Source organism: Pseudomonas sp. P5_109 (assembly GCF_034009455.1).
Taxonomy (GTDB): domain Bacteria; phylum Pseudomonadota; class Gammaproteobacteria; order Pseudomonadales; family Pseudomonadaceae; genus Aquipseudomonas.
In genome coordinates, this window is record NZ_CP125380.1 from 5,801,142 (window position 1) to 5,827,940 (window position 26,799).

Annotated in this window: 15 protein-coding genes; 12 read left to right on the forward strand and 3 right to left on the reverse strand. The window is 59.3% G+C overall.

Annotated elements, in window-relative coordinates; translation table 11 throughout:
* Positions 1–9 precede the first annotated feature (9 nt).
* From QMK54_RS25725 to QMK54_RS25770, 10 genes are all read left to right on the forward strand, one after another.
* The gene (locus QMK54_RS25725; RefSeq protein ID WP_110660351.1) at positions 10–1,179 is read left to right on the forward strand and encodes an alginate biosynthesis protein Alg44; all 1,170 of its coding nucleotides are present in this window, start codon (positions 10–12) and stop codon (positions 1,177–1,179) included.
* A 15-nt stretch (positions 1,180–1,194) separates the two neighbouring features.
* Positions 1,195–2,700 carry an alginate biosynthesis TPR repeat lipoprotein AlgK gene (algK, locus tag QMK54_RS25730; RefSeq protein WP_223592513.1) on the forward strand — a complete coding sequence of 502 codons (1,506 nt, stop codon included), beginning with the start codon at positions 1,195–1,197 and terminating at the stop codon, positions 2,698–2,700.
* Positions 2,697–4,181, forward strand: coding sequence for an alginate export family protein (locus QMK54_RS25735; RefSeq protein WP_320401549.1), 1,485 nt, complete (start codon positions 2,697–2,699; stop codon positions 4,179–4,181). The genes algK and QMK54_RS25735 overlap by 4 nt, the downstream gene beginning before the upstream one ends.
* A gap of 26 nt (positions 4,182–4,207) precedes the next feature.
* Positions 4,208–5,782 (forward strand): mannuronan 5-epimerase AlgG, encoded by a 1,575-nt coding sequence (gene algG / locus QMK54_RS25740; RefSeq protein ID WP_110660348.1) that lies wholly within the window; start codon positions 4,208–4,210, stop codon positions 5,780–5,782.
* Between the two features lie 10 nt (positions 5,783–5,792).
* Complete coding sequence (locus tag QMK54_RS25745; RefSeq protein WP_110660347.1) at positions 5,793–7,241, forward strand: alginate O-acetyltransferase; 1,449 nt, start codon at positions 5,793–5,795, stop codon at positions 7,239–7,241.
* Between the two features lie 8 nt (positions 7,242–7,249).
* On the forward strand, positions 7,250–8,371 hold the full coding sequence (locus tag QMK54_RS25750; protein ID WP_110660346.1) for a mannuronate-specific alginate lyase: 1,122 nt from the start codon (positions 7,250–7,252) through the stop codon (positions 8,369–8,371).
* A 204-nt stretch (positions 8,372–8,575) separates the two neighbouring features.
* Complete coding sequence (locus QMK54_RS25755; protein ID WP_320401550.1) at positions 8,576–10,141, forward strand: MBOAT family protein; 1,566 nt, start codon at positions 8,576–8,578, stop codon at positions 10,139–10,141.
* 11 nt (positions 10,142–10,152) lie between these two features.
* Positions 10,153–11,328, forward strand: coding sequence for an alginate O-acetyltransferase (locus QMK54_RS25760; protein ID WP_223592460.1), 1,176 nt, complete (start codon positions 10,153–10,155; stop codon positions 11,326–11,328).
* A 14-nt stretch (positions 11,329–11,342) separates the two neighbouring features.
* The gene (locus QMK54_RS25765; RefSeq protein ID WP_320401551.1) at positions 11,343–11,999 is read left to right on the forward strand and encodes an alginate O-acetyltransferase AlgF; all 657 of its coding nucleotides are present in this window, start codon (positions 11,343–11,345) and stop codon (positions 11,997–11,999) included.
* A 225-nt stretch (positions 12,000–12,224) separates the two neighbouring features.
* A complete protein-coding gene (locus tag QMK54_RS25770) occupies positions 12,225–13,676 on the forward strand; it encodes a mannose-1-phosphate guanylyltransferase/mannose-6-phosphate isomerase (RefSeq protein ID WP_110659741.1) in 1,452 nt (483 codons plus the stop codon).
* A gap of 78 nt (positions 13,677–13,754) precedes the next feature.
* Here the strand turns inward: QMK54_RS25770 and QMK54_RS25775 are convergent, their stop codons facing one another.
* From QMK54_RS25775 to QMK54_RS25785, 3 genes are read right to left on the reverse strand one after another with little or no spacing between them, the layout of a single operon-like run.
* Positions 13,755–16,409 carry an RHS repeat-associated core domain-containing protein gene (locus QMK54_RS25775; protein WP_320401552.1) on the reverse strand — a complete coding sequence of 885 codons (2,655 nt, stop codon included), beginning with the start codon at positions 16,407–16,409 and terminating at the stop codon, positions 13,755–13,757.
* 43 nt (positions 16,410–16,452) lie between these two features.
* On the reverse strand, positions 16,453–21,237 hold the full coding sequence (locus QMK54_RS25780; RefSeq protein ID WP_320401553.1) for a neuraminidase-like domain-containing protein: 4,785 nt from the start codon (positions 21,235–21,237) through the stop codon (positions 16,453–16,455).
* 30 nt (positions 21,238–21,267) lie between these two features.
* Positions 21,268–25,194, reverse strand: a complete 3,927-nt coding sequence (locus QMK54_RS25785; protein ID WP_320401554.1) for a Tc toxin subunit A — start codon at positions 25,192–25,194, stop codon at positions 21,268–21,270.
* Positions 25,195–25,360: 166 nt separating this feature from the next.
* On the opposite strand from QMK54_RS25785, the gene QMK54_RS25790 reads away from it, so the two are divergent.
* Both QMK54_RS25790 and QMK54_RS25795 read left to right on the forward strand, forming a co-directional pair.
* The gene (locus QMK54_RS25790; RefSeq protein WP_110663052.1) at positions 25,361–25,825 is read left to right on the forward strand and encodes a multidrug transporter; all 465 of its coding nucleotides are present in this window, start codon (positions 25,361–25,363) and stop codon (positions 25,823–25,825) included.
* 33 nt (positions 25,826–25,858) lie between these two features.
* Complete coding sequence (locus QMK54_RS25795; RefSeq protein WP_320401555.1) at positions 25,859–26,683, forward strand: SDR family oxidoreductase; 825 nt, start codon at positions 25,859–25,861, stop codon at positions 26,681–26,683.
* The last annotated feature ends 116 nt before the right edge of the window (positions 26,684–26,799 follow it).

Here is a 26,799-nt window from a genome sequence, read left to right on the forward strand (position 1 = left end):
AACGCCCTTATGAATACCGCCGTCAACGCCAACGTAGTGCACGAATCCGAAGCCCAGCGCCAACACGCCCGCGTGAAAATCCCGGCAAAGTTGCGTTTCTTCGGCCCCGACCGGACACCGGTCGAAGCCCGGGTGATCGACCTGTCCGCCGGTGGCCTGGCGTTCAACGCCGGTCAATTGCCACTGAAGATCGGCGACGTGTACAAGGCCCGCCTGCAATTCGTCATCGACAACCTCGGCCTGGCCATGGACGTCGAGTTGCAGGTCCGCTCCTTCGACCGCGAGACCGGACGCGCTGGCTGCCAGTTCCAGAACCTGGAACCACGGGACATCTCGACCCTGCGCCACCTGATCACTTCGCACCTGGCCGGTGACATCGTCAGCGTGGGTGAAATGCTGGCGACCCTGCAGCGCGACAACTTCACCAAGGCGCGCAAGGTCAAGGACGGCGGCCACGGCATGTCCGCGTTCGGTCGCATGAAGGCCGTGACCTTCAGCCTGGGTGTCTTCGTTGTCGGCCTGGCTGCATTCGGCTTTGTTTTCAAATCCGTTTACGGCATGTACTTCGTCAGCCACGCCCAGGCCGGTCTGGTCAGCGTGCCGGGCGTGAACATCACCATGCCCCGCGACGGCACCGTGCAAAGCCTGGTGAAAACCGACGGCGTGGCCGCCAAAGGCGCACCGCTGGCGACCTTCAGCACCAGCATGCTCGATGTGCTCAAGGGCCATCTGGACGAAGACCAGCTGCAACCGGCCAAGGTTGAAGAACTGTTCGGCAAGCAGATGACCGGCACCCTGACCTCGCCTTGCGACTGCACCGTGGCCCAGCAAATGGTCGCCAACGGTCAGTACGCCAGCAAGGGCGACGTGATCTTCCAACTGGTGCCACGCAACAGCGAAGCCAACGTTGAAGCGCGCTTCTCCTATCGCCAGTTCGGCGACGTACGCCCAGGCACTTCGGTGCGCTTCCAGATCGCCGGCGAAGACCAGAGCCGCACCGGCAAGATCGTCAGCAGCACCAGCCTGAAAAGCGCCGACCTGTCCTCCGACATCCGCGTGCTGATCCAGCCGGACGAAACCCTGGACAGCTCCCTCGCCGGCCGCCCTGTGGAAGTGAGCAGCGACCGTGGCCCGAACCTGAACTGGCTGATCGACAAAGCCATGGCTGTCGGTCTTTAAGTCGAGGACATGCCTGTGACTACTCCAAATTTTCTGAACACACCACACCCCCTGTGGGAGCGGGCTTGCTCGCGAATGCGGTTGAACATTCAGAATAAATGCTTGCTGACACACCGCTTTCGCGAGCAAGCCCGCTCCCACATGGGGTCTCTGTGTGCAGTGGCATTGGCGGTAAGCCTGGCCGGTTGCGCCGGCCTGCCCGACCAGCGCCTGGCCAACGAAGCGCTCAAGCGTGGCGACACCGCCACCGCTGCGGCGAACTACCGGCAACTGGCAGACCTGGGCTACAGCGAAGCCCAGGTCGGTCTGGCTGACATCCAGGTCGACAGCCGTGACCCGGCGCAGATGAAACAGGCCGAGGCGACCTACCGCGCCGCGGCCAGCGTTTCGCCGCGCGCCCAGGCACGCCTCGGTCGCTTGCTGGTGGCCAAGCCCGGCTCCACCGAAGCCGAGCAGCACGAAGCAGAAACCCTGTTGAAAAAAGCCGCCGCCGCGGGCGAAGGCAACACGCTGATCCCGCTGGCGATGCTGTACCTGCAATACCCGCACAGCTTCCCGAACGTGAATGCGCAGCAACAGATCAGCCAATGGCGTGCCGAGAACAAACCGGAAGCCGGCCTGGCACAAGTGCTGCTCTACCGTACCCAGGGCACCTACGACCAGCACCTGGATGACGTGGAAAAAATCTGCAAGGCCGCGCTCAACACCAGCGACATCTGCTACGTCGAACTGGCCACGGTCTATCAGAAACAGGCCAAGCCAGAGCAACAGGCCGAGCTGATCAAGCAGATGCAAGCAGCTCACGCTCGCGGCAGCGTGTCGGCACAACGTGTGGACAGCGTCGCCCGCGTGCTCGCCGACTCGTCCCTGGGCAAGACCGACGAGAAAACCGCGCAGTCACTGCTCGAACCGATCGCACCGGGCTATCCAGCCTCGTGGGTCAGCCTCGCGCAACTGCTCTACGACTTCCCCGAACTGGGTGACGTCGACCAGATGATGAAGTACCTGGACAACGGTCGCGCCGCCGACCAGCCCCGCGCCGAACTGTTGCTGGGCAAACTCTACTTCGAAGGCAAGCTGGTACCGGCCGACGCCAAGGTCGCCGAAGAGCATTTCCAGAAAGCGGTCGGTCGCGAAGTCGCTGCCGATTACTACCTCGGCCAGATCTATCGCCGTGGCTACCTGGGCAAGGTCTATCCGCAGAAGGCCCTCGACCATCTGTTGACCGCTGCGCGCAACGGCCAGAACAGCGCCGACTTCGCCATCGCCCAGCTGTTTTCCCAAGGCAAGGGCACCAAGCCTGATCCGCTGAATGCCTACGTCTTCAGCCAGTTGGCCCTGGCCCAGAACACTCCGCAAGCCACCGAGCTCGCGCAAACCATCCAAACGCAACTGCCGCCCGAGCGGTTGGCCGAAGCCCAACGCCTGTTGAAACAAGAACAGGCCGTGCGCGGAGCCCTGAGCCCGAACACGCCGGAGCTGAATGCCCTGCAAGAAGAAGCCAGCGAGGAATCGAAATGAAGTTGAATCCATTCATGAAGGCCGGCATCGGCCTGACATTCGCGCTGATCTGGTCTTGCCCGACGCTTGCTGCGATGACTGAAGAAACCAAGAACTTCGGCCTGGACGTGAAAATCACCGGCCAATCCGAAGACGACCGCGATCTCGGCACCGCGCCCGGTGGCGACGTCAACGGCGTCGGCCTGGACCTGCGTCCGTGGGTCTACGGCGAAAGCGGCGCGTGGAGCGCCTACGCCATGGGTCAGGCGTTGACGTCCACCGACATCATCGAGACCGACACCCTGCAACAATCCGACGGCGCCGAGAACACCGACAACGGTGATCGCGAAACCAAGAAAAACTACCTGGCCATGCGTGAGTTCTGGGTCGGCTACAGCGGCTTCACGCCTTACCCTGGCGAGGTCCTGAAGCTCGGTCGCCAGCGCCTGCGCAACGACGACGGCCAGTGGCGCGACACCAACATCGAAGCCCTGAACTGGACCTTCGACACCACCCTGCTGCGCGCCAACGTCGGTATCGCCGAACGCTTCAGCGAATACCGTACCGACCTCAAGGAGCTGTCGCCACAAGACAAGGATCGCCTGCACGCCTACGCCGATGCCGCGTACCAGTGGACCCCGGGCAACTGGGTCGGCATTCGCGGTCATCACACCCATGACAACGGCAAGCTCGACTACCCGGAGCCGGGTGTGCCGACCGATTCGCTGGACAAGAAACAGAACGGCGACATCAGCTGGCTCGGCCTGACCGCCGACAGCGACGCCTATAACTGGCGCAATACCAACACCGTCAACTACTGGGGCAGCATCACCGGCATGAGCGGCGACATCGACAAGGTCAACCCGCTGAACGCCGATGGCACGTCGCCAACCGAAGCCAAGCGCGGTGAAGACCTCAACGGCTGGGCCACCGATGTCGGCGTGCGTTTGCGCCTCGATCCGCAATGGCAAGTCGGTGCCGCCTATGCTCGCGCCAGCGCCGAGTACGAACAGAACGGCCTGGAAAGCAACCGCTCGAACTACACCGGCACCCGCTCGCGAGTGCACCGTTTCGGCGAAGCCTTCCGTGGCGAAATGAACAACATGCAGACCGCCACCCTGTTCGGTTCGTGGATGCTCAACGACGAATACGACGCCAGCCTGATCTACCACAAATTCTGGCGTGTCGACGGCAACAAGCCGGTCGGCAGCAACGGCATCAACGCCGTCGAGAACAACACCGACGACGTCACCGGCGCGATCCTCTCCAGCACTTCGCTGCCGCTGAACGATGGCGAGAAAGACCTCGGTCAGGAAATGGACCTGGTGGTCACCAAGTACTTCAAGCAAGGCTTGTTGCCCGCGTCGATGAGCCAGGCGATCGATGAGCCTTCGGCCCTGGTGCGCTTCCGTGGCGGCGTGTTCAAGCCAGGCGATGCGTACGGCAAGGAAGTCGATTCGTACATGCACCGCGCGTTCATCGACGTGATCTGGCGCTTCTGATGCACATTGCGAAGGGAGTCTCCCAGATGAATCATCCAGCCCGAAAAGGCTCGATCAGCCTGTTGGCCGGCGCGATGCTGCTGGCCAGCGCGACTGCCTTCGCCAATGTGGAGCCGGCGAAGCCTGCGACCGTGGCCAAGGAACTGCAACAGGCCAAGACCTACACCGTCAGCAGCGCACCAACCGCGCCGCTGGAACTGGCCACGCCGAAACTGCCGGACGTTTCCGGCTACACCGCCGAAGCCATCGCCGCGAAAATCGTGCGCAGCAAACCGGGCAAGATCAGCCTGCGCCGGATGATGCAGGAAGACGCCCTGAAGGACTTCATCGGTGGCGACAACAAGATGGCCGAGTGGGTGGTGCGTCAGCACGGTATCCCGCAGGCGATCTTCGTCGACGACGGCTACATGAACCTCAAGGACCTGGCGAAAAAGGTTCCCAAGCAGTACTTCAGCGAAACCTCGCCGGGGGTGTTCCTTTCCCGGTTGCCGATCGTGGTCGGTCGTCACGGCATCCTCGAAATCGACAAGCAGACCCAGGAACTGCGCCTGTCCCAGGAGGGCGGTGCGTTCCTGGTCAACGACGGCCAGCTGTTCGTGCGTGACACCAAAATCACCGGCTGGCGCGAGAAGGACAACGGCCCGGCGACGTTCAATTCGCCCAAGGAATTCCGTCCGTTCCTGCTGTCCTGGGGCGGCACCGAGACCTACATCGCCAACAGCAAGATCGCCAGTTTCGGCTACGCCAACAGTAAGTCCTATGGCGTGAGTATTTCCCAGTACACGCCGAACATGGCCAAGGTGCTCAAGCGTCCTGAGCCGACCGGCTGGATCGTCGGCTCGGAATTCTCGGACATGTGGTACGGCTTCTACTGCTATGAAACCCGCGACTTCGTGGTCAAGGGCAACACCTACAAAGACAACATCGTCTACGGCATCGACCCGCACGACCGCTCCCACGGCCTGATCATTGCCGACAACACGGTGTACGGGACCAAGAAGAAGCACGGGATCATTATTTCCCGTGAGGTCAACGACAGCTTCATCTTCAACAACCGCAGCTACGACAACCACCTCTCGGGCCTGGTGATCGACCGTAATAGCGTCAACAACCTGATCGCCCACAACGAGATCTACCAGAACCACACCGACGGCATCACCCTCTACGAGAGTGCCGACAACCTGTTGTGGGGCAATAAGGTCTTGAGCAACCGCCGCCACGGCATCCGCATTCGTAACAGCGTGAACATTCGCCTCTACGAAAACGTCGCCATGGCCAACGGCCTGACCGGTGTCTACGGCCACATCAAGGACCTGAGCAACACCGACCGCGACATCAAGCTCGACCCGTTCGACGCCCAGGTGTCGCTGATCGTGGTCGGCGGTGAGCTCGCGGCCAACGGCAGCGGACCGCTGTCCATCGACTCGCCGCTGAGTGTCGAGTTGTATCGCGTGTCGATGCTCGCACCGACCAAATCCAGCGGCATCAGCTTCACCGGCATCCTTGGCGAACGTCAGGATGAAATTCTCGACCTGCTGGTGCGCCAGCAGAAAGCCGTGCTGATCGACCCTGTCGAACGCCAGACCGAAATGCGGGACTGAGGATAATTTTATGCACCCACACTTGATCAAATTACTCAGCCTGTCGGCCCTGACCGCCGGCATTCTCGCGGCCAGCGGTGGTGCGCGTGCCGATGAAATCCAGGCACCAAAATTCTCTGCCGAACCGTGCTGCAGCCTGTGCCCGGCCGCCCACGACGCAAAGAACTACACCACCCGCTATCAGCAGAACTTCACCACGCTGGTGCAGGCCCAAGGCGACTGGCTGTTCCGTACGCAAGAGGATTTGCGCACCGAATTCGACACCACGCCCGCCGGCTACAAACGCATGAAACAACTGCACGATGCGTTCAAGAGCAAAGGCGTGGAACTGGTTGTCGTGTACCAGCCAACCCGTGGCCTGGTGAACCGCAACAAGCTCAATCCGGCGGAGAAGGCCAGCTTCGACTTCGACAAGGCACTGAAAAACTACAAGACCATGCTCGGTCGTTTCGCGCAGATGGGCTACGTCGTTCCGGACCTGTCGCCGCTGACCAACGAGTCGTTGCCCGACACCCTGCCCGCCCACGATTTCTACTTCCGTGGCGACCAGCACTGGACCCCGTACGGCGCCCAGCGCACGGCGAAAATCGTCGCCGAGAAGGTCAAGCAATTGCCTGAATTCGCCGACATTCCCAAGCGCGAATTCGAGACCAAAAAGTCAGGGCGCATGGGCAAGACCGGAACCTTGCACAACATGGCCGGTCAACTCTGTGGCACCAGCTACGCGATCCAGTACATGGATCAATTCACCACCGAGCCGAAGGGCGAAGCGGGCGATGGCGATTTGTTCGGCGACTCCGGCAACCCGCAGATCACCCTGGTGGGCACGTCCCACAGTGGCAAGAACTACAACTTCGCCGGATTCCTCGAAGAGGCCATCGGCGCCGACATCCTCAACGTGGCATTCCCCGGCGGCGGCCTGGAAGGTTCGATGCTGCAGTACCTGGGCAGCGACGAGTTCCAGAAGAACCCGCCGAAGATTCTCATCTGGGAATTCTCGCCGCTGTACCGCCTCGACCAGGAAACCATCTACCGCCAGATGATGGCGCTGCTGGACAACGGTTGCGAAGGCAAGGATGCGCAGATGTCCGGTAGCGCCACGCTCAAGCCGGGCAAAAACGAGTTGATGGTCAACAGCAAGAACATGGACCTGCGCAACAGCAGCCACCAGGTCGACATCCGCTTCGCCGACACCTCGGTGAAAACCCTGCAAGCCACCCTCTGGTACATGAACGGTCGCCACGAGGACATCAAGATCGACAAACCGGAAACCTCCGAGACTGACGGGCGTTTCGCTTTCGAGTTGCGCACGGACGAAGACTGGGCTTCGCAGAACCTGCTGGCCGTTGAAGTCCAGGGCCCCGAAGCCGGTGCCGCGCCTCAGAAAGTCGAAGCGAAAATTTGCAAACGCAACGTATTCCCGGGCGCCGAGCAGCGTACTGCTTCGGTCGGGCAATGAGGTCTGCTATGCGCTATCCGAAATTTTCAACACTGTTGGCACCCACGCTCCTGAGCCTGGCGATGTTCGCCGGGGCCACGCAAGCGGCCGCGCCACTGCGTCCACCCCAGGGCTATTTTGCGCCTGTGGATAAATTCAAGACGGGCGACAAGAGCGAAGGCTGCGATGCGATGCCGACGCCGTACACCGGCTCGTTGCAATTTCGCAGCAAGTACGAAGGTTCCGACAAGGCCCGCGCGACCCTGAACGTGCAGTCGGAAAAAGCCTTCCGCGACAGCACCGCCGACATCACCAAGATCGAGCGCGGCACCAGCAAGCGCGTGATGCAGTTCATGCGTGACGGTCGTCCGGAGCAGCTTGAGTGTACGTTGAACTGGTTGACGGCCTGGGCCCAGGCCGACGCGCTGATGTCCAAGGACTTCAACCACACCGGCAAGTCGATGCGCAAATGGGCGCTGGGCAGCATGGCTTCGGCGTACATCCGCCTGAAGTTTTCCGACTCCCACCCGCTGGCCACCCATCAACAGCAAGCCCAGTTGATCGAAGCCTGGTTCAGCAAGATGGCCGACCAGGTGGTCAGCGACTGGGACAACCTGCCGCTCGACCAGACCAACAACCACTCGTACTGGGCTGCGTGGTCGGTGATGGCCACTTCCGTCGCCACCAACCGCCGCGACCTGTTCGACTGGGCGGTGAAGGAATACAAGGTCGGCGCCAACCAGATCGACGCCGACGGCTACCTGCCCAACGAACTCAAGCGTCAGCAACGGGCGCTGGCCTACCACAACTACGCCCTGCCGCCGCTGGCGATGATCGCCAGTTTCGCCCAGGTCAACGGCGTGGATCTGCGCCAGGAAAACAATGGCGCACTCAAACGCCTCGGTGACCGGGTGCTGTCGGGGGTGAAAGACCCTGACGAGTTCGAGAAAAAGAACGGCAAGGAACAAGACATGACCGACCTGAAGGAGGACATGAAATTCGCCTGGCTCGAACCGTTCTGCTCGCTCTACACCTGCACGCCCGAGGTGCTGGCGCAGAAGCACAAGATGCAACCCTTCAAGACCTTCCGCCTCGGCGGTGACCTGACCAAGGTCTACGACCCGGCCAATGAAAAGGGCAAGGGTTCATAACGCATAACCTTTGTAGGAGCCGGCTTGCTGGCGATGGCGGTATGACATTCACCATCGATGTCGACTGATCTGCCGCCTTCGCCAGCAAGCCGGCTCCTACAAGGGATCGCGGTGGCTTTGAATGCAAGACATCCCCCAGTTTCTATGGGGGGTTTGGGGGGGCCGTTGGCCCTTGACTGTTGGTTCAAACAAGGAGAGATCGGGATGGTTTTTTCGTCCAACGTGTTCCTGTTTTTGTTCTTGCCGATCTTCCTCGGCTTGTACTACCTGAGCGGGCAACGCTATCGCAATTTGCTGCTGCTGATTGCCAGCTACGTGTTCTACGCCTGGTGGCGTGTGGACTTCCTCGCGCTGTTCGCGGCGGTCACGCTGTGGAACTACTGGATCGGCCTGAAAGTCGGCGCCGCAGGCGTTCGGACCAAACCGGCGCAGCGCTGGCTGCTGCTCGGCGTGGCCGTCGACTTGTGCATCCTCGGCTACTTCAAGTACGCCAACTTCGGCGTCGACAGCATCAACGCGATGATGACATCGGTGGGTCTTTCGCCGTTCATCCTGACCCACGTGCTGCTGCCGATCGGTATCTCGTTCTACATCTTCGAGTCCATCAGCTACATCATCGACGTCTACCGTGGCGACACCCCGGCAACCCGCAACCTGATCGACTTCGCGGCGTTCGTGGCGATCTTCCCGCACTTGATCGCCGGCCCCGTGTTGCGTTTCCGCGACCTGGCCGACCAGTTCAACAACCGCACCCACACCCTCGACAAGTTCTCCGAGGGTTGCACGCGGTTCATGCAGGGTTTCATCAAGAAAGTCTTCATCGCCGACACCCTGGCGGTAGTGGCCGACCATTGCTTCGCCCTGCAAAACCCGACCACGGGCGATGCCTGGCTCGGCGCGCTGGCCTACACCGCGCAGCTGTATTTCGACTTCTCCGGCTACAGCGACATGGCCATCGGCCTGGGCCTGATGATGGGTTTTCGCTTCATGGAAAACTTCAAGCAGCCGTACATCAGCCAGTCGATCACCGAGTTCTGGCGGCGCTGGCACATCAGCCTGTCGACCTGGCTGCGTGACTATCTGTACATCACCCTGGGCGGTAACCGCAAAGGCACGCTGATGACCTATCGCAACCTGTTCCTGACCATGCTGCTCGGTGGTCTGTGGCACGGCGCGAACATCACCTACATCGTCTGGGGTGCGTGGCACGGTATGTGGCTGGCGATTGAAAAGGCCCTGGGCCTGAACACTTCGCCACGCAGCATCAACCCGATCCGCTGGGCCCTGACCTTCCTGCTGGTGGTGATGGGCTGGGTGATCTTCCGCGCAGAGAACCTGCACGTCGCCGGGCGCATGTACGGCGCGATGTTCAGCTTCGGCGAATGGTCGCTGTCGGAGCTCAACCAGGCCAGCCTCACCGGCCTGCAAGTGGCGACGCTGATCGTGGCTTACGTGACCCTGGCGTTCTTCGGCATCCGTGACTTCTACACCAATCAGCCTCCGGTGAAGACCAAGCCTGCGGTGAACGTCGACAGCGATGGCCCCGCCGCTGCTGAACCGGGTTTGATCAAAGCCGCGCCTGGGGATAACCCGGCGAACATCCACCAGCCTGGCTACACCGTCGGCGTCGACGCCCAGGTGCAACCGGCCTACTGGACCGCTGACTGGTCGCGTTACGCAATGCGCGCGCTGGTGCTGCTGCTGTTCATCGCCTCGATTCTCAAACTCTCGGCGCAAAGCTTCTCGCCGTTCCTTTACTTCCAGTTCTGAGGGATCTGACCATGACCCGCTCATTACGCATCTTCTACATCGCGCTGTTCCTGGTGACCCTGCTGGTGCTCGGTCTGTGGTCGGTGCGCAGCTTCTTCGGCTTCAGCACCAACGCCGATGCGACCGTGCTCAACGGTCGCTGGACCAAGGCAGTGGAAACGCACTACGACGACGAGTTCCCGATCAAGCGCCTGGGCACCAATCTCTGGGCCGCGCTGGATTTCAAACTGTTCAACGAAGGTCGTCCGGGCGTGGTGCTCGGCCGCGACCAGTGGTTGTACAGCGATGAAGAATTCCACCCGGTGGTCAACGAAGAGTTGAACCTGCAAGGCAACTACGCGCTGGTCGAAGGCGTGCGCCAAACGCTGAAAGCCAAAGGCGTACAACTGGTGATGGCAGTGGTGCCGGCCAAGGTGCGCCTGTACCCGGAACACCTCGGTGAAGTGAAACCGGCGAGCATTCACGCCAACCTCTACCAGGACTTCCACCAGCGCCTGGCCGCCGACCGGATTCCGGCCCCTGACCTGCTCGGCCCGCTGCAACAGGCCAAGCAGAATGGCCAGCAAGTGTTCCTGCGCACGGACACCCACTGGACCCCGGAAGGCGCCGAGATCGCCGCCAACCGTCTGGCCAAGACCATCGCCGACAAGTACCCGTTGAGTGGCGAGCCACAGCGCTTCGTCACTGAACCTGCAGAAACCGTCACGCACAAGGGCGACCTGCGTCTGTTCCTGCCACTGGACCCGCTGTTCGAAAACCTGATGCCCAAGGCAGAACCCTTGCAGAAGCGCAACACCGTGGCAGCGGATGACCAGCCAGCCGGTGACGACGCCCTGTTCGCCAACACCGAAGTGCCGGTGGCCCTGATCGGCACCAGCTACAGCGCCAACCCCAACTGGAATTTTGTCGGCGCACTGAAACAAGCACTGCACAGCGACGTGGTCAATTACGCCGAAGACGGCCACGGCCCGATCCTGCCGATGCTCAGCTACCTGAAAAGCGATGCTTTCAAGAACAGCCCGCCACAGGTGCTGATCTGGGAGTTCCCTGAACGATATCTGCCTGTGAACAACGAAATCGGCGACGCCGACCCGCAGTGGGTCGCAGAGCTTAAACAAGCCGGCGCCCGCCAACAAAACGTAGCCATCAACAACAAATCCGAGACGCCCGACCGGGCGCAAAACTGAAAGAGAGGTACACCATGACTTTCACTACTACTCCTCGTCGTCTCGCCAAGACCTTTGCCCTCGTTGCGGGCATGAGCGTGCTTTCGATGCAGGCCTTCGCCGGTGGCGACGCCGCCCTGTACGGCCCGACCGCACCGAAAGGCTCGACCTTCGTGCGCATCTACAACGCGAGCAGCGCCGAAGTCAGCGCCACCGTCGGCAGCACCAACCTGAGCGATGTCGCGCCACTGTCGAGCAGTGACTTCAGCTTCATGCCGGGCGGCGACTACAGCGCCAAGGTCGGTAGCCAGGGCCTGCCGGTGAAACTGGCCGGCGACCACTATTACACCCTGGTCAACAACGCCAGCGGCGCACCGCAACTGATCGAAGAGCCGCCGTTCAAGAACAAGCAGAAGTCCCTGGTCCGCGTACAAAACCTGAGCGACAAGGCGCTGACCCTGAAGACCGCCGATGGCAAGACCGACGTGGTCCCGAACGTTGCGCCCAAGGGTCGCGGCGAGCGTGAAATCAACCCGGTGAAGGTCAGCCTGGCGCTGTATGACGGCACCACCAAAGTCGGCGACGTGAAACCGGTCGCCCTGGAACGCGGTGAAGCCGCGGTGCTGTACGTCACCGGCAGCGGCAGCAGCCTGTCGCCGGTCTGGGTGAAACGCCCGGTGTCGACGCGCTAACAAATTTTCCGGACTGACACATGTCCCCCCTGTAGGAGCGAGCCTGCTCGCGAAAAACGTCAGGGCAACGCGTTTACCCAGACAGAACGCGTTTTCGTTGACGTCCATCGCGAGCAGGCTCGCTCCTACAGAGGACCGAGGCGTCAATCCGGACACGGAACAAAAACAAGAGTGAAACGACAGAACGCAGTAGCTCTAACCAATCGATATTCAAGGAGTAACAACATGATTCCGGTGATCTTGTCAGGTGGTAGTGGCTCACGTCTTTGGCCGCTTTCCCGCAAACAATTCCCTAAGCAGTTCCTCGCCCTGACCGGCGAACACACCCTGTTCCAGCAAACCCTGGAACGCCTGGTGTTCGAAGGCATGGACACGCCGATCGTGGTCTGCAACAAAGACCATCGCTTCATCGTCAACGAGCAGTTGAGCGCCCGCAAGCTGGAAACCCAGCGCATCCTGATGGAGCCGTTCGGTCGCAACACCGCGCCGGCCGTGGCCCTGACCGCGATGATGCTGGTCAACGAAGGTCGCGACGAGCTGATGCTGGTACTGCCGGCCGACCACGTACTGGAGGACCAGAAAGCCCTGCAGCGCGCCCTGGCCCTAGCCACCGTCGCCGCCGAAAACGGTGAAATGGTGCTGTTCGGCGTGCCGGCCACCAAGCCGGAAACCGGCTATGGCTACATCAAGTCGACCAACGACTCGCTGCTGCCTGAAGGCGTCAGCCGCGTCTCGCACTTCGTCGAAAAACCCGACGTCAAGCGCGCCACCGAGTTCGTCCAGTCCGGCGGTTACTTCTGGAACAGCGGCATGTTCCTGTTCCGCGCCAGCCGTTTCCTCGAAGAGCTGAAAAAACACGATCCGGACATCTACGACACCTGCCTGCTGACCCTGGAACGCAGCCACCAGGACGCCGACACCATCACCTTCGACGAAGCCACCTTCGCCTGCTGCCCGGACAACTCCATCGACTACTCGGTGATGGAAAAAACCCAACGCGCCTGCGTCGTGCCGTTGACCGCCGGCTGGAGCGATGTCGGTTGCTGGTCGTCGCTGTGGGAAGTCAATGCAAAAGACGCCAACGGCAACGTCACCAAAGGCGACGTGGTGATTCAGGACAGCAAAAACTGCATGATCCACGGCAACGGCAAACTGGTGTCGGTGATCGGCCTGGAAAACATCGTCGTGGTCGAAACCAAGGACGCCATGATGATCGCCCACAAGGACAAGGTCCAAGGCGTGAAACAGATGGTCAACACCCTCAACGAACAGGGCCGCACTGAAACCCAGAACCACTGCGAGGTCTACCGTCCGTGGGGCTCCTACGACTCGGTGGACATGGGCGGGCGCTTCCAGGTCAAGCACATCTCGGTCAAACCGGGCGCCTGCCTGTCGCTGCAAATGCACCACCACCGCGCCGAACACTGGATCGTGGTCAGCGGCACCGCCGAGGTGACCTGTGACGAGAACGTGTTCCTGCTGACCGAGAACCAATCGACCTACATTCCGATCGCTTCGGTGCATCGCCTGCGAAACCCGGGGAAAATCCCGCTGGAAATCATCGAGGTTCAGTCGGGGAGTTATTTGGGGGAGGACGATATCGAGCGGTTTGAGGATATCTATGGTCGCTCGACGCCGGTTGAGCGTGGGGTATCGGTGAAGACGATCGCGCAGTAAGCATCAAGCAAAACAAAAGCCCCCGTCCGGTCTGCTGCGTGCACTATCCGCAGTAAACTGGACGGGGGTTTTTTCCAATCAAAACAATTTTCTGATTTTGCTGAAAAGAGAATTCCCTGGTTTTTTACCCACAACGAATACGTGTCCGCGGCGGTTTCCAGGATTGCTGCTTTCTTCCCTCACTGAGTAACTCAGCCGCCTCAATTCTTGCGCCGCAACCTCTCTGTACGGGGCATGGCCATTAAAGAAAAAAACCTCGGCTCCTGGCCGCGACAATGCATCGGCTGCTTGAATCCAGGCCTGAATGTGCTCATTTTTAAATGGATTACGCGGTCCTCTGAAGAGATACTCAAAACTGATCACGTCAAACTGCTGCAACCCATCTCGACCAAGATCTGTGCCTCTGTAAGTGACCAGGTCAGCCGTAAGGTCCGCGTTCGCTCCCGCATCGATATCCACCGTAAAGTCATGCTCATGGGAGCTTCCCAAAGAACAGGCACCTCCTCGAATGCCACCCATGCTGGTCACGTTTTGCGGACTGGCACCACATCCCACGACCAATGTTCGCTGACTGTCCTTATGCGCCGCCAGGTATTGCAAAGGAGTCCATCGGGGTAGAGACGCATTGGCCATTGATGTACCCACAGTTGATTCCACTGAGTGTGACATTTCAGGGGGTAAATCTAGTTCCCTAGCTATGACAGGGTTGGCCTGATCAGCACCTACAACATTCTGCCGAGGATCGCGCTCATCCTTCACCACTACACCCTCTGGCAAACCTCGGACTTGACCATTAGCGTCACGAAAAACCAGGGGGCGGTTCGCGACCATGCAATATAGGTTGAGCCCATCAGCGATGCCCGCCGGGTCAACCGTTGTCCAACGCTGCAACCACGGGATGTAATATCTGAGCCCATAGTAATAAAGCCCCGTCGCATCCCGCTCCTTGCCCGAGTAACGCAACGTGCGATAACTCACCTCATTCGAATCTCCCCGTTCACTGAACGCCGTACTGCCAAACGGGTGATAGGTTTCACGGCTGATGACCTTGGCCTCGTGGTCCAATTCCAGAGCACATGAGCCGAGATGGTCGGCGAGGTTGTAGCGGTATTGGTCATTGGCCAAGTTGTTGGGCGGCGCACTTTCCCAATTCAGCACTTGCACCGTCGTGCGCCCGGCTTGGGCAGTGATGACATGAAGTATGTCATCATCTACGCGGCGTACTTCCAGCCCTGGAAAATAGCGGGTTTCGCTGATGACTGCGCGTGCATGGGTGTGGGCCGAGCGTATCTTGCGTTGACGCATGCCACCACCGCCGTAGATGTACCGCTCCGTGTCGTTGAGCTCCGACTCGCGCTCTACCGGGCACACCTGTTGAAGTTGATTGCGAACGTCCCAACTCAGTGTCCGGTCTTTTTCCAGCCTCAACAAATTGCCGCTTTCATCGAACGCTCCTGCTATTTCAGCGTCTGTCGGCGGGCGTCCATCCTGTACCAGCAAGCAACGATTACTGAATTTCGCTGCGGTCAAAACACGGCCATGTCGTTGGGGCCCTTGATGAGTCAGTTCCAGCAAATTACCGCCGGCATCGTAACGATACGTCTGCTGATAATTGGCGACGGCTTTGGGGTCTTCGATTTTGGACGGTCCGCGATTGGCACTCCCGGCCTCCCAACCGGTAGCCCGGATCAATTGCGACAGACTGTCGTACTCGTAACAGCTGACCGGCTCGATACGCTGATTGGCAAAGTAACGAATGGGCAACGCCTTGTCATTGATGCAGAGGATATTACCCACCGGGTCGTGACGGTAACTCAGGTCTTGCAGCGATTGGTGGTTGGCACGCAAGGCCCGCAGGCGAATGAGCCGGTCATCCGAGGGACTGTAGTCGAACAGACTGATGACGCCGTTGCCTGAAATCTGACGTTCAACCTGGCCGTTGGCGTTGTAATCCATCGCGCGGACCATTTGCCGGGGCTCGGTCGTGCTTTTCAGGTGTAACCAACTATCACGCAACTGGCCATCAACGGTTTGGTTGAAACGCTGGCGATTACCTTGGGCATCGGTTTGCTCCAACCGGTCATCCAGGGAATTGAAACACCAAACGGTGCGGGCACCCTCGCCCGGCTCAAGCAGCACATTGCGCTCATTGATTGGCATTGGCCAATCCGGTGAATCCAGGTCTCGCAGAAAGTGCTGCGTCTGCTCAAGCAATGCGCCTGTCAACCCGAACGCGTTGAAGTGTCGCGTCCCCGCCGGGTCATCGTGGCGAATCAATTGGCCGCATTGGTTGTGGTCGGCAAAGGCAAGCTGCGCAGCGCCGTATTCGTAACGCTCCGTAGAGCGTGCCTGTTCAAACAATGCCACGGTACGCAACAGAGCATCGTACTCAACGCGACGCTGAGCGCCCCGACCATCCCAGCTCTGCACGACCTGTCCAGCCTCTGCAAACAGACTGACCCGCAGCCCCGCATCCACGCTCAGAGTGCTTAGCACCTTGCCACTCAGCGAGTATATCGTCGCCAGATTGGCAGGCGCCGATGGCTCCATTCCCAGACGCGGGTCCCACTCGGCCACCGCCCTGCCGGCACTGTCAAAGGCACTACGGTTGACGCGCGCCTGTGCTGGCAAGCCAGGAGTGTCGCGCCAGAACTGCACCCTGCGCACCGTCATTGCACGAGGGGCGCGGACACTCAACAGCGGAGTCTGCCAGTGAATCGATGGGCTGTTCACTGGCTGGCTCCACCTTGCGCGTTCATCGTCACCATCACCGGGCTCACGACTTGGCCGTGTACTGGACCTGCACAATGATGTCGGTCAAGCTCTTGATCATTGCCTCTTGCTGTACGTGATTGGGAAAGTGCAATAGCCAGCGGGAAATCGCCCCAGTGCCCTCGAAGGGCAAGTAACGCTCATCGTTGAAATCAAAGACAAACAACCCGTCATCCGCCACACCGCCGGACAACACCACTTGCTGACTGGCCCGCAGGTTTTCCTTGAGGCTGTCACCGATCTGTACGGCGTTGTACGTTTGCGTCAGCGTGGCGCAGATGTCTTCATACGGGCCCAGGGTCACCGGCAAGGTCACGCTGATGCGTTTGATCCGCCGCAGCGTGTGCGTTGGGTAATCACTTTCGTACATCGCCCTGGTCAGTTCGAATGCCACGTCACCCTCCTCCTCCAAACGCAACTCAATGGTGGGCCAGTCCTGGTTCATCTCTGAATCCGGGGTCTGGTCCTTGAGCTGACGCAGGGACACGGTCCTGGTGATTTCCAGCAGTCGTTCGTTGCGAGTGATGTAGGCCGACTCCATTTTCAATAACTGCAATTTCAATGACTCACCGGCTCCCAGGCCACGGTAGCTGTCCTTCCAGGCGCCGACCTGGATGAAGCGGCTGGTGTAGTCGGCGATTTCGAACTGCCAACAGGCTTCGGCGGCCAGACACAGCGCCAGCGTGGCGTCGTAGGCCTGGTAATAGAAGGTCGCGAACTGGCCGTTGAGCCACTGATAGAGTTGCGCGTTGCTGAAGCGGGTACGCAGGAATTCATAACTGGCCAATGCCTGTTCCTGGGCGGCGTGCGCCTGGTTCAACTGCACGGTCGTGGCCAGGGCTTGTTGTTCAAGCACCTTCAACTGCGCATCGATCTGCTGTATTTCAAGCTGGGCCTGATCACGAGCCTGCTTCCATTCCTGATGGCGGCGGCGAAAGCTCTCGGCGCGGTCCGTCGCCTCGGCAGCGCCGTGGAACCCAGAGGCCAGGCCGAAAGCGAACGCCGCGACCATTCTTGTTACGCCGTCCAGACGCCAGCCACCCACCGATCCACCGCCACCCCCACCATTGGCCGCACCTGAGATCTTACCGCCGACGGCCCCGACCGCATTGGGCGGGACAATTAAAGCGCCACCAATGGCATTAGCGACGGCGCCTACTCCTTCCGCGACACGCCCCGCTAAATGCAGTCCTGCGGCACCTTGTTCACCCGCGTTCACCACTTCATCCGCCAACCGCGTGTAAAAGTCCAGACGCCCCTGCACCACTGCCTTGCTTGCCTCCAGGGCCTTGCGCTGTTCGACGTCGATCACTTGCGCCTGACGCTGCAGTTCAATGGCAAACTGCGCGAACTCCCAGGCTTGCTGGCCTTGCAGCTCGTGGAGCTGTGCCTGCTCCTTGCGCTCGATCAACGACAGCAGCGTGTTGCCGAACTGGATCAGGGTCTCCACGGCACTGCTGGCGCGGTTGTGCATGACATTGAAACGATAATGCGGCACGTCCTGGGCCAGCAGCCGCGCGGCACCGCCGGACGCTGCGCCCTGGCCGTAGGCCGCCAGCAGGTCGCGTGGGTTCAACGGCGCGGCAAACAACGGCAGCATCAAGGGCTTGCCATCCAGGGTGCGGTTGTTGCGCAGGTTATCCAGACGCGCTTCGGCGATGTCCCAGGTGCGCACCAGATGTTGGTTGATCGGCAGGCGCAAGTAATCGCTGTCCAGATCCATCAGGGTCGGGTCAGGGCTAAAAGTGCGCAAGTACAACGCAGGCTCGGCAAAGTCATAAAGCGATTGACCGTCGTTGGCCTCGGCGCTGTCGGCACGCAATTGGTCCTGACTGATCAGCCGCTGCTCAAACGCGCGCAGTTCGGTGCTGATGGAATCACTCAGGGTTTTCAGGGTGATGGGCAGCCAGTGGTCCACCAACTTGATGTCCGGGCGCGGCCCCAACAGATCCAGAACCCGCACGTACCACAGCTTGGCTTCGCCGAGGCTGTCGGGGGTCAATTGCCGGTAGGCGGCATCGCCCCGGTCCAGCAGGTTTTTCAGGTAGTGCAGGTAAATCGCCTTGCGGTAACGCACGGGATGACTGCTGGCGATACCGTCCGGGTCATCGGGTTTGCGGCTGGCGTAATCCATCTCCACCGGGTCGTCCATCAGTGGCCGCACGTTCCAGTAGTCCGGGCGGCCGTTGCTGGCGTTTTTGCGTGCCGGGTCAAAAATGAAACCCAGCCACTGCTCGGCCTCGTCGAATTTTTGTTCCAGGTTCAAGCGCTGGCTGACCATGAATGGCAAGTGCAGAAACAATTCCCAAAAGTACAGGCCATTGGCACCGTGGAAGTCCATGCGGTTGACCGCTGACGGTGGCTGCAAGGGCGGCTCTTCGAGGTTCTGGGTGTCCCAGTCCAACAGGTTTTCCAGGGCGATGTTGGCCTTGTTGATCAGCTCGCGGGCGAACAGGGTGTTCATGCGGATCGGTTGGCGCGCGGCGCTATTGTCGTCGTTGCGAGCAATGCCCGAGCCGGTGAAATCGATGAACTCGGCAGTGCCCAGGGTTGGGCTGGGGCGGGTGTTGATGTAAGGGGCGATCAGTGGAGTCGTGACTCGGGGGGCAAGTTCAAGCTCAATGAGGGTGAGTTTAAGCGCGTGCCCCATTTCCTGGCCGCTGCTGAAAACCTTGATGCCATGTATCAGTGGGATTTTTTTTACACCCACAGGCCAATTGCCATTCCAGTCCGGTAGCAGCGTTTCAGGATCGATGGCGATGGATATTGTCTGCGTATCAGGTGGATTTCTCTCCAAAAGCGCCGAAGAGTAATGCAGCGCATGGTAGCCGGGATGAGCAGGGGTAAAATTGTTCAGATCTGCTGGTCTTAGAATAAGATTCTGGAAGTTATAAGAAGCTTCTTTTTGAAATTCCATATAACCATCTAGCTCATGACTATAATTATCAGGGGACCCAATCGACCCACTAACAACAAGCTCCGGATTATCCACTAAATAAATCAGTGCCAATTCCAAAATCACCTTACCGGCAAGCGAAACAGAGGCCCCATCAGGCATTCCCGGCAATGTACAATATTCGACTTCGGCACTGTCCCTTATTATGCTTCCAAAGAAACCCGGATTCCAGTTTACTCTCAAGCCGAAATAATATTTCGATCCAGGCCCAACCGGCGGACCTTTTATCATTTCCAACTTCGAACCTGAAAGCAGTTCCTCATACGGAGGAGTTGGATTATCTGAGGTTATCAGCGTTAATCTCCAACTAAAGCCATAACTGTCCCGCGTCGAAAACAACCACGTTTTGAGTCGTGGCGACCAAGAGAAACTACTGGATATTTTTGAATCAAATTCAAGACGCTGTGCAAGCTTATTAAATCTCACATCAACATCCTTGACAGGCGTGCGAATTTTAGTTTGCCACCCTCGAAAATTCCATGGCTCTCCTGCCGTATTCGGCGAACTCGTCTCGACACTTTTCAGTGCAACAGTAAACGCAGGCAGCCTAAACTGAAACCGTGTTTTATTATCGAGCGCAAATATCCGCCCTACCCTTAATACATGTGGCGCCTTTATATCTGCCGCAGTCCCAACGCTGGGCACATACCCGCGACTGGGAAACAACTCCGTGACATTAAAGTTCTTGTCAATCATCGCCGTTTTCAAAAAATCATACTGGTCGTGTACGCCATCCTGAGCAGCGCCAGCGGTATACCCGGCATACATCGCCACGAACATCGAGTCGGGCGAAGTCGAGCTGTCGTGCACCGTGATACTTTCGACCCATTTATCCAGATCCTCGGTCTTGAACCGTGGCGCCTCGCTCCACGCCTCGATAATGGTTTGCGGCACGCTCCAGCTGTCGTCGTATTTCTTGTAGACCAGGTTCAGCCGCAACATCGGATTGGTCTTGACCGTAGTCAGCGGCATGCCCGGATCCGGGGCCGTGTCGTGTTCTACCGTCAAGGCCTGAGGGTTGTTGTCGATGCACTCGACCCAGAACACAAACAAGCGGTTATTAAACAGCACCGGCCGAATCGTGCGCTCGATGGCACTGGCCGAGATCGGCAGGTTGGCCTTGTGCCAATCCGACCAGGCGCCCGGCTGCGGATAATCGAATTTGGGCCGGTCAGGGTTGCTGCCGCTCATGTCCTTGTAGGTACGCTGGGACATGTCCACCGAACGCCAGTAATACACGCTCTCGGCCCGGGACTTGCCGATGAAGTAGTACATGCCGTTCTTGAAATCATCGGTGGAGATGTAGCCATTGATGATGGTCAGGTTGGCCACTTCTTCGAAACTGGCCAGATAGCTCAGCACCGCTTCCTGAGTCGTGTCGATGTGAATCTTGTTCTGGTTGATGTCGTTTTCCAGTTGCTGGAAGTAGGTCGACTTGCTCATGCGCAATGAGGGGTCGATGTACACCTCCGGGTAATAACGCAACTGCTGGTTGGCCGCCCAGATCGGATACTGGCTGTTGATCTCGCGCCACTGCGTGAGCAGATGGTCTTCCATGACCTTGACTTCATACCCCGGCTCCATGCCCATCAACGCGCCGTTGATGTACTGCTGCAGGCTGGCAATCGCCGACGCCACCGGGCTGCTGGGCACCGCCTGGCTGACCTGCACGTCCAACAGTTTGTATTCGTAGAGGTCGTTGGCGGTCTTGATTTTGTCGCTCAAGCCGCTATCGACAAATTCCGCAGCATTGGGTACCAGTTCATCCAGGTAGTAGGCCACCAGGGCATCGCGCAGGGTTTCGTTGAGTTGACTGTCGAGGGTGCTGGACATGATTTGATCCTTAAAGTGAAAAAACATCACTCAACGACTGGCGGCCACCGCCGCTTCACCGACGGCTTGCCAGGCAGCAGGGGCACTGTCGGCATGCAGCGCAGTAGCCGCCAACACATCCGCTGCCGTCATCCCGCTGGCCTTGCTGGCGCCCTGGCAACGCAATATCCAGTCCACCTCGGCCATGGAGCAGGCGCGTCCTTGCGGCAACTCTTGAAACAATCGGCTGACCTCTTGCACGGACCAACCCAGCAGGTTGGCCAACGCCTCGGCTGATTCATCGTTGACCGCGCTACGCAATGCCTTGTTCTTGAGATGGACCTTCGCCGGGTTGGCCGCGATGAAGTATCCGAGCAAGGCTTCTTCAGCCTGACTCTGGCTGCGGAGCCACTGGCTGTAGCGGCCCAGCAAATAGAAACTGGCCCATGACAACGCTGTGCCACCCTTGGCCCCCAGCCACTCGGGATGGACCAGGAACAGACGCAGGGCGCTGGTGTCCAGGCGCATATGCAGCGCCGCCTCTGCATGACGCAGCATCGAGCGAATTTGCTCCAGCAGGGAGGCCATTGACGAGATGCCGGCATCGGCATCGGTTTGCAGCACCGCCGACAGCAACTCGTAGACCGAAGTCCCCGCCCAGCGCACCACAACCTGGGTGCGGTCCATGGGCAAGTTGACCATTTCCTGAGTCAGTCCTTCGATCAGGCGCAGTTGCCGGTCATGACCGACCAGGAGCAGCGTGCCCAGTTTCTCCAGGCTCCGGGCCCTGGCCTCAGGCTCAAGTCTCAGGGGCTTGAGCGCCAACACCAGCGCCGCCGACAATTGCCCTTGGGTGTTTTCGATCAGCTCCAGTGGCAAGTCTTTGACCATGCCTCGCTCATCGAGCAACGGCAGCAAAACCGTGCGCCAGTTGATGGCGTCTCCCGGGCCACGCCCCTTGGCGGGCGCCTCATGGGTTGGCAGATTCAATGCCTCGATCTGCTGATCGGTGATGACCGCGGCCCGGGTGTCGAGGGCCAACTTCGCCAGGCGATCAATCAGGCCCTGGGGTGGCAGGTAGTCCCCCGGATCAAGTCCCAGTAAACGTCGCACATCGGTGACGCTTTGCTTGCTGTCCTTGAGCCAGGTCACGGCCCAGTCCATTTGCATTAAAAGGTCGAGAATGTCGGGTGGTGTCGTGAAAGCCTCGCCTTCGGTAACCCCCCTGAACGACAACAATTGTACTGAAAGCCTCCCACACCTCACGCGCAAGTAATCAATCGGTTTTGCTGGCCAGTCGTTTATCGCCTCCCAGGCAACTCTGGTGATCTTTTTGCCGCTCAATGAGAGTCTTCCCCCGGCCTCCACCGGATCAAGTGTCAGCGGACTGTCGTCAGCATTTGTTAGAAACCATGCCACATCGGGTGAAGCCCCTGGACGGTCAAGCGTAAACTCACGAAGCCTGTCTTCTGTGTGAGCAAAGTCATCGCCCGCCTCCACAGAAAGCAATGACCCCGGCAGCAAGCGCAAGGAGTCTCCCGCAGCCAAAGGCTCGACAACCAGTGCCAAGGTGATTTCATAATCTTGACTCACCGCCTTGACGTAAAGGGGCTTGAGCGATTGCCCGGATTGGTGGCTCAAACGCCCTGTGCACAGCAACCGCTGATAGTCCTGCCCCCCCAACAAATCTATCAAGGCCCAGCCGTCCTCCGCCGAAAGGCCAAACATCTGTGGGACACGCGCCTGACGATAAACCGATGAAACCGTTTCCAGATCGCGCTTCAGTGGCCCGACATACTGCTGCGTATGCCCGGCCAGGCGCAAAAACGACAACTCCGAGGGTTGCAAACCGAGGCCGGCACACAGTTGTGCCACGGTTCGTTTTGAGGCGACGTCCGCCCCCCTGGCATTGAACACCTGTTGATCAAGCACCAATGGCACGTCGAACAGCGTTACCTCGTTGAAGACCTGGTCAAACAGCGGTACATCATCGCCGGTCGCATAAGGCGTGAGGTCATGGAGAAACGCGGCGAATTCCAGAGGCTCGAGCTTGTATCGTTGGGCGAGATAACGATAGACCCCCAAGGCCCGCAAGGTATTGAGATTCAGCTCCATGGTCAGGTTGTGTTCGCCTTCGCTGCGGATAGCGCTGATGATCAGCGTGTCCAGCTCGGCAAACGGAATGTCCAGCCAGCGTTGCAAGCGAATCATGCGCTGCAGGCGGTCGAAGCGGTTGGGTGAGGTTTTGGTCAGGCGCCAGGTTTTGCGAGTGCCCACCAGGACCTCTGTGAGGCCCATTGAGTTGTCGAATTGATCCTTGCGGATCGATGTAGCGGTGGCAGGGGTGACACTGTCATAGCGACCCGAACCGTGGCCATTGACGTAACACGCGCCAAAGTGGGAAGCATGAGGGTATGGCGCTCCTATTCCCGCCGCGCCGAATTGCGGATTGGTGCTTGGGCAGTTGGGGGAAAGACGGGGAAAATGAGTACGTTGCGATAACACCGCTTCGACTTGCTGCGCGTCCAGCCCGGTCCGCTGCATGAAGGTTTTGAGTTCGATCAGCGACTGATCGAGTTGTATCAAATTGCTCTCAAGACCGTAGTGTTTCTGGAAAAAACCTTGCTGCTCGACCGACCAGACAGGAATCTCATCCGACATGAGGGTTACGCTGAGCGCTGCCACGCCTAGGGGGGCCGTTACAGAGCCGCTGGTGGTTGTGATAGTGAATGAAGCACGATATCCCGCTGAATCATTCCCCCCCCAACTGATACGCGGACACATTGTCTCGGACGAGGCCTGATGCAGATAATTGAGCGTCCATAGTTCCGAACGGGCCGGGGTGCCTGAATTGAATAAAACTACTTCGTGAAGCTTGTCGGGACTATCCGCCTTGGAAAAAAACATCGCTGCTTGGTTGGTTGACGAAAAGTCGTCGATAAAAAAATCCGCTCTTGGCACGACAACTTCAATGGAGGCCTGTCCCGGCAGCAGTAAAAAGCCCACGCCCAGCGCTTTATGTGGCCTCAGGTGAGAAGTCCCCGGGCCTTTCCAACCAGCCGCCAGCTCGGCCTTCGACAGATAAAACGTGGTAAACAGTGACGGCTCGATCAACAACTGTTGTTGCTGCGGACTCAATCCCGACAACAACCGTTGCGCCTCAAGCGACGCATTCTGCACCGCGCCATAGACATTGCGATCACCTTGAGTCGCCGGCACCTCACGGCTGATCAGGTAATTCAACACCCCCAACCCAAGTTTTTTTTTTGCCAATCCAAGACGGCATTGATGATGGGCAAAGTGGTACGGAAAGATGAACGGGTACCGTCGTTCAGCCAGTAGTTCATACACTGGCTTGTTTTCATCAGGTTTGCCTTTGCGGTAACGCTCAATATCTTCCTTCAGAATCCCGTTGACCAACTCCAGCATTGGCCGGGGGGTAAAGGTGCTTTGCTGGTCAATGACCAGGCTTGCAATGTCGGGCCGCCGCTTGCCCAGTAAAATTTTCGGCCGGTCACCCTGCCCCGAAGTTTCCAGCGTACGCGTGGCAAATTGGTACAACGAACTGAGGTAGGACACCGGCGAGTCGATCGCCGCGATCGCGCCGACCTTGCAGAACTCATCCCAGTTTTCCTTGAACAGGTTGGGGTAACTGGGGCCCACGTCCACCAAGGCACGAACACCCGTACGTTGGGTCAGGTCCTGGGGCTTGCCACTGGATACTCGATGCTCACGATACAGTCCACCGATCTGGACCGCATAACACATGGCATTGTCATAGGCCAACGCACCGTCCGCGTCACAGATCTCACCCAAGCGTTCGACAAACCGGGGCTTTGACTGGCCGATAATGTCAAACACCGACGTCATGCTCATTTGCTGCATGGCGGTGATGAAACTCACCTTGCCCGGCTGACTGCTCTTGTCAGCGATTTCGCTAACAAGGTTACGCAATAGCCGATTGTTCTTGTCTTGCATGGGAGTCACCGACAGGCCAGTGGATTGCTCCCCAACCTACGGCTTTTTGCGCGCGGAAGAACCTGTCAAACTTAACAGGTTCGCCGCCATATCCGACGGATGGTTACGTTGGTTTCCCTCACGGCCCGGATAAGATGAGTTCTTATCGCTAGCGAGGTTTCGCTCCATGTTCATCGGCGTCCTGCTGGTCATCACCTGGCTGATCCTGTTGCTGCGCTATCCGGCCAAGGCCTTGCCCGTGTCCATGGCCGCCGCCGTGGGGCTGGGCCTGGTCGCCACCTGGGTCGTCTGGCTGGACCACCGCGAACTCAAGCAGTTGCAACGCCTGGAGTTGCGCATCAGCTATGCGCCGCAACACTGCCCGGCAGACCGTCCGTTGCAACTGACGATGAACAACGGCAACGACGTGCCGCTGACCGAGCTGCGCTGGCGGGTCGCGGCGTATGCTCCGGGCGACACGGTGAACCTGGCCGACAATCAATACACTGCCCCGCGTTATCGTGGCCCCGGCGAATTGCAGGCCGGTGGCAACTGGGAAGATTGCTTGCCGCTGCCGCCACTGCGCCCTGGCTACCGTCCGGAAACCCTGGAGTTTCGCGCCGAGCGATTGCAGGGTAGTTTTTCCGACTGAGCCCTCCCCCATTTTTTGCACAAGGAATGCGCCATGCCCGTTGCGTTGATTACCGGTTGTTCCAGCGGCATCGGCCGCGCCCTTGCCGATGCGTTCAAGGTCGCCGGCTATGAAGTCTGGGCCAGCGCGCGCAAGGCCGAAGATGTCGCGGCACTCACCGCCGCGGGTTTCACCGCCGTGCAACTGGATGTCAACGATGCCGCCGCGCTGGAAGCCTTGGGCGAGCGAATCAACCAGCAAACCGGTGGCCTTGATGTGTTGATCAACAACGCGGGCTACGGTGCCATGGGGCCGCTGCTCGATGGTGGTGTGCCGGCCATGCAGCGCCAGTTCGAGACCAATGTGTTCGCTGTCATAGGCGTTACTCGCGCCCTGTTCCCGGTACTGCGCCGGGCCAAGGGGCTGGTGGTGAATATCGGTAGTGTGTCCGGTGTTCTGGTCACGCCATTCGCCGGTGCCTACTGCGCCTCGAAAGCCGCCGTGCATGCCTTGAGCGATGCCTTGCGCATGGAACTGGCGCCGTTCGGTGTGCGGGTCATGGAAGTGCAGCCGGGGGCTATCGCTTCCAGCTTTGCCAAGAATGCCGGCCACGAAGCCGAGCAATTGATCAGCGAGCAATCCCCATGGTTTCCGCTGCGCGAAGGCATTCGCGCACGGGCCAGGGCGTCACAGGACAAACCGACCCCGGCCAGTGAATTTGCCGCTGGATTACTCAAGGCTGTGCAGCAGGACAAGCCACCGCGACTGATTCGTCTCGGCAATGGCAGTCGTGCGTTGCCACTGCTGGCAGGGTTGTTACCGAAAGGCTTATTGGAAGTCGGGCTGATGAAGCGGTTCGGGTTGCGTGGGCAGCTCTGAGACCGCTTCGCCCCTTTCGCGAGCAAGCCCGCTCCCACACAGAATCTGCGCATGACCTGTGGGAGCGGGCTTGCTCGCGAAGGCGTCAGAACAGACACCACGGAAATTCAGGAAAA